6 protein-coding genes are annotated in these 4,992 nt (G+C 43.2%); 3 read left to right on the top strand and 3 right to left on the bottom strand.

Annotated features, from left to right (window positions below; genetic code table 11):
- The coding region (locus tag PX484_RS03320) for a hypothetical protein (RefSeq protein WP_288102844.1) at positions 1–560 on the top strand (560 nt) is incomplete at its 5' end.
- A 254-nt stretch (positions 561–814) separates the two neighbouring features.
- Here PX484_RS03320 and PX484_RS03315 read toward each other — a convergent pair.
- Complete coding sequence (locus tag PX484_RS03315) at positions 815–1,792, bottom strand: alpha/beta fold hydrolase (protein ID WP_287767186.1); 978 nt, start codon at positions 1,790–1,792, stop codon at positions 815–817.
- Between the two features lie 501 nt (positions 1,793–2,293).
- Here PX484_RS03315 and PX484_RS03310 point away from each other — a divergent pair.
- A complete protein-coding gene (locus PX484_RS03310) occupies positions 2,294–3,148 on the top strand; it encodes a universal stress protein (protein WP_002803408.1) in 855 nt (284 codons plus the stop codon).
- A gap of 3 nt (positions 3,149–3,151) precedes the next feature.
- Here the strand turns inward: PX484_RS03310 and PX484_RS03305 are convergent, their stop codons facing one another.
- On the bottom strand, positions 3,152–3,325 hold the full coding sequence (locus tag PX484_RS03305; RefSeq protein ID WP_167341548.1) for a hypothetical protein: 174 nt from the start codon (positions 3,323–3,325) through the stop codon (positions 3,152–3,154).
- Positions 3,306–3,749, bottom strand: coding sequence for a site-specific integrase (locus PX484_RS03300; protein WP_287767187.1), 444 nt, complete (start codon positions 3,747–3,749; stop codon positions 3,306–3,308). The genes PX484_RS03305 and PX484_RS03300 overlap by 20 nt, the downstream gene beginning before the upstream one ends.
- A 199-nt stretch (positions 3,750–3,948) precedes the next feature.
- Here PX484_RS03300 and PX484_RS03295 point away from each other — a divergent pair, with 199 nt between their 5' ends.
- Positions 3,949–4,539, top strand: coding sequence for a hypothetical protein (locus PX484_RS03295; RefSeq protein WP_287767188.1), 591 nt, complete (start codon positions 3,949–3,951; stop codon positions 4,537–4,539).
- Positions 4,540–4,992 lie beyond the last annotated feature (453 nt).

Raw genomic sequence — 4,992 nt, 5'->3', positions numbered from 1 at the left:
TAAAAGCAAACTTATCTTTTGCCCAGAATCTTTATCCCGGTCGTCGTTTGCCCCCACCGCCGGCGGTGAGACAACCAACTAAACGTTCAGACAGTCCCAGTGCTGTTAATTGTTCCCAATGTTCACCCTTAAATTTACCCCCAGTTAATTCTCCTTCAGTTCGTCCTCTGGTGGCGGACCCAGTTTCCGGTAATCAACCCCTGAGAGAATACGTTTTTCAAGCTCCCGCTACCGTGCGTCCTGCCGATGCTACGGTGGTTAATAATCATAATCGTCAAACTGTCAATCCACCAGCACCCAGACCTCAAAATCGCGCCAATAAACCCCCCGCACCACAGCAGCGGGTTATTGCCGCTAATCAACTCTTTCGCGTGGAAGTTAGTAGTAATAGTGCGGAAGCGTTGGCAAAAATTCAAGAAATTGAACCCCTCGCATTTATCCGCGCGGGAGAAAATGTTATTCAAGTGGGGTTATTTCAGCAACAATACCAAGCTAAACAACGGGTACAAGATTTAACTAAACAGGGTTTTAGCGCTCAGATTATTACCCTCAATAATTAGGGTATGCTGAAAAAGTCTGTTGGTGGGGTGTAGGGTGTGGGGTGTAGGGTGTGGGGTTTTATTCCCCCCCGTTCACTCCAATGGCTGACACTTTTTGATATCAAAAAAGTCTAAAATTTTTATCCAACAAGGTTTTTAGATTTATTCAGCAAACCCTAATTAGGGTTTGCGGCAAAAAGTCTGTTGGTGGGGTTAGCAGTCGGTCGTCAGGCTCCTTACCCCACAGTTAACTTTACTTTTGTCCAACTACTTACCTAGCACATAGAGTTAATTTTGTCAAGCAAAATTCTGACCGCATCGATGATCACATCCGGTTGATCCATCCAGATAAAATGGCCACTTTTATCCGCTTGTATTTCCATAAAATCTCTGGATAACTTGCCTAATTCTAGGTGCATCTCCTCCCGGAGTTGGTTGGCACTTTTGAGGGGAATAAAGCGAGTCCAAAGGGAAGGTTTAAAAAAAGAATTAGCTTTAATACTAACTATCGGTAAATTACCGAAATTGTTAGCCTTACTCACCTGACGAGCGCTTTGGTCGAGATTAAGCATTTCTCTACTCATCGTCATCCAGTGTTTAGCGCGACAGAAAGAACGCTTAACTCGATCACAAGAATCTGGGGAAAAGCGACGCAATTCTGGTTTTAATAATTCAAAAACTCCCAGAACTCTCATAACTCTTATAATGCCTAAAATTGAGCCGATAATCGACATACAAAATCCAGAGATGAAAAATAATTTTAATGCCTTTAATGCTGGCGACATTTTCAGCATTCCTTTGTCGTGTAAACCATCGGTGAGTACCAAACCTACTACTTTTTCTGGGAACAGATGAGCATACAGTCGAACATTATAACTGCCAAAAGAATCACCAACTAAAATATAAGGTGGTTCTATTTTTGCTTGGGTGAGTAATTGATCTAATTCCTGAACAATTTGGTAGCTAGTTCGCGGATATGGACTAGGATCGCTCCAACCATAACCGGCTCGATCATAAATACAAACCCTAGCTAATTGTGACAATTCTTCTATCAAAAAATATCCCTCAATTCCCCCTAAACTATGGTCAATAATAATAGTGGGACTAGCCTCTCCCGCTAGACAAAAATGTAGGCGATATTGACCCAGATTAATCAAATGACCCGGCGGTGCTTTTTGTTCTTCTAACCAAACAGATATCGCCTGATAAACTGTCGTCGCTACTAGGAGAATTACTCGAATTGATAAATACATAACTACACCTCTTGTAAAAATAAAAAAATTCTCTTGGTTGCTGGAGAATTAACCATGAATAATCATCAATTAAATGGTGGGCTCTTCTAGGTTCTGTGTGATAAGTTTAATTGACATAGGATCGATCGATCTTTGTGTCCTTTGTGTCTTTGTGGTTCGTTCCACCCCCTCGCTAGGAGAAATGTATTTTAGAATACATTTTACCCACCAAACCTGGGAGAGCCAATGGTGAGCAGCAGCAGTGATTAAAAGAGAGCGCCAGCATTGCAACCAAAATATAATACAAATGAACGCTTTACCCGATGATTTTGAGCCAAGTATTTCTAGTCAATTAAGCATAAATACTTAAAATACCCTCAAATGCGAGCTGCTACGCAGTGCCTTCGGCATCGCATTAACCTAAGAAAAAGCGCTTAATAAGTTGTTAAATTTCGGGAACAACATTAGCAGTATGCTGAAAATTGGCTAAAACTATTAAGATCATAGACCGAGTTTAATCTTATGCTAGAGAAAATACTATACGCTGATTCCGGCACAGGTCAAACCCAAGAAATGCTACAAGCATTAATGGATCTCCCGGCTATCCGGAAAGCGTCGATTACCATTCTCCGGGTTGTTCCCCCTCAGATTACCACCGAAGCTCTGGCCAGTAAATGGGAAGAAGGGACCCAAATGCTGACTAAAATCCTGCAAGAAGTCAAAATTGAACCGAGCAAAGTTTCCACGATTCTGCGTCAAGGAGATCCCAAAGATACCGTCTGTCAAGTTGCCGACGAAATCGGTGCAGACTTGATCCTGATGGGTTCCCGAGGACTGAAGCGACTGGAGGCAATTCTAGAAAATTCCGTCAGTCAATACGTCTTTCAACTGACTAATCACCCGATGTTATTGGTAAAAGACGATATTTACGTCAAAAAAATCAAAAAGGTGATGGTAGCTCTCGATAAGTCTAGCTCGGCTGATTTAGCTCTCGATCTGGCTATTTATCTCCTGCGGGATTATCCTTCAGCAGAGTTAATTCTCGCCCGCGTCAACCCCGACTTAAAACCGGAATTTGCCCCCACTTCCCCCAAAGAAATGGAAGAAAACCCGATTATAGGGCCGGCAGTGGCAAAAGCGAAACGGATGAATATACCCTATCGCTGTGTGGTGACGGGGGGTAAACCGGGGGAACAACTCTGCAAACTCGTCGATGATTATAATGTCGATCTCTTACTGTTGGGTTCGCCCGATCGCCGTCCTTCCGTGGCTAAGAGTTTACCAGATCTCGATCGCCTTCTCGGTACTTCCCTCTCGGATTATGTGCGGGTTAATGTCAATTGTCCCGTCCTTTTAGCCAGAAAAGAAGGGATTTAGCCCCTATTGGGTGTAGGCAGGTAAGTCTTGACTCATTTGGTTTAAGTTGCTGGCAATGGCTTTCATCGTCATAAAAGCCGAGCTAAAGGCGATTAGCTCATTTAAGGGATAACTTCGACTCTCAACCCGCAAGCTCAGTAATTGCTTCTCAAGAGATTCAATTTCTTGGATGAGCAATCCTAACTTTGGTGGGTTGAGAATGACCTGGGCAGCGATCGCGGTCTGTTGTGCGATCGCTAAAATCATCAGCCATTTTTACTTTTTTGGTGAGGACGGTGGGCAGGCGTTTGTGACCTTTTGCCCGTAAATATGCACCGATATTTTCCAGTTCAATTTTAAGAACTTCCCGATAAAGGAAAAGGATGGCGTTGAGGGCTTGGTTTTGGGTGGCGGCGGCAACGTTTTTGTCAACGGCAAGATGGGTCAAAAAGGACTTGATCTCTTCTTCCCCCATTTCACGAGGATGTTTTTTCTGATGGAAGAGCAGATAACGCTTAATCCAGTCCAGATATGTTTGTTCGGTGCGGTAGGAGTAACGCGGTAGGGCGGCTCTCGTCTCTCGCACTACGTCTAGGAGTTTTCGGGGTGGGGGAGGGTTCATCACAGAGTAAGCTAATCGGCATAACACGCTTATCGTAATATTATACGGAAAACTTCTCACGATCACTCTATTTAAGCGTAATATACAGAAAGATTCTTAAAAAAATGTGTATTTGGCGTGATATACGGAAAATTTCCGCATAATATATAGTTATACAGCTTCGATTGTTTTGATTCTTTTTTGACTCTTTGTATTTTATATGTTCAATCCAACACCCTATATTCAAGGTGGTAACCTTGTGTATACGATAGTTAAAAATTCTGAGAATGTTGTCTCGTTGAGCAATCCCCCATTTACCAATGCTTTACCACAGGGGGCAATTATGGAAGAAATGGAAGGGTGGAAGAAAACTGAGTTGCACTTGATACCTGATGGAGAAACTCACTCTTGCAGCCTAACAAGTATATCTAAGGCGCAGCAGCTCATGAACCGGGATGCTAATTTACTTCTAAGTATAGATATATACATTGCATGGATGTTTGGAGGGCAAAAGAACGGAGAAGGCAGCTACATTACTAACGCAACATCGTATTGCAGAGTGCGGAAATGTGATCCTGGTTTAAGCTTTAATCTATCGGCTAGTTTTGGTACTCCGTATAATGGCGCGCCTGCAGGATGTCAGCCTATTGCTCATATCCCATTTGTGATAACAGGAAAGTATGTATATAGGCAACACCTAGGTATTAAGAACTTTGATGGAGAGATTGAGTGGAGAGGTTACATAAGCGGAGCAGCTGATCGAGATAATAAATACAGAGGTGCGTTCTCGTGGGAGAGGACTGTGACCTGAATCCGCTATGCCCGGTGAAGATGGTATAAAAGATGATGGCAAGGGGGCAAAGTGCGATCGCCGATCTTGTAGGGTGCGTTAACGAAGTGAACGCACCTTATCTAATGTTCAAAATCCGTGCGTTACGCTAACGCTAACACAGGCTACATCATATCGATCGCCAAGATTAAGTGCGATCACCGATCTTGTAGGGTGCGTTAATGAAATGTAACGCACCTTATCTAACCCCAGTTCGGGTTAAGCAGCGGGGGGTAAAGCCCATTCCATCTTCAAGGAGGGTTTTTTCGGCTGGTGACAGTAAGCAATCAAACCACCCTTATTAGAAGCGGATAATTTCGATCGTGCATCGCGATCGTTGAAAACAGACATCAAATTCTCGAAAAAAGTTCGTTTGCCCAAGAATTAAGGGTATCTGAGAGGTTTTTGCCCAAGCAAAGGCTAGACGAACAGGTT

This window comes from Microcystis sp. M49636_WE2 (genome assembly GCF_030065375.1).
GTDB classification, from domain to species: Bacteria; Cyanobacteriota; Cyanobacteriia; order Cyanobacteriales; family Microcystaceae; genus Microcystis; species Microcystis aeruginosa_C.
The sequence above is the reverse complement of the archived record's forward strand: the minus strand, read 5'-3'. Positions and strand labels throughout refer to the sequence as shown.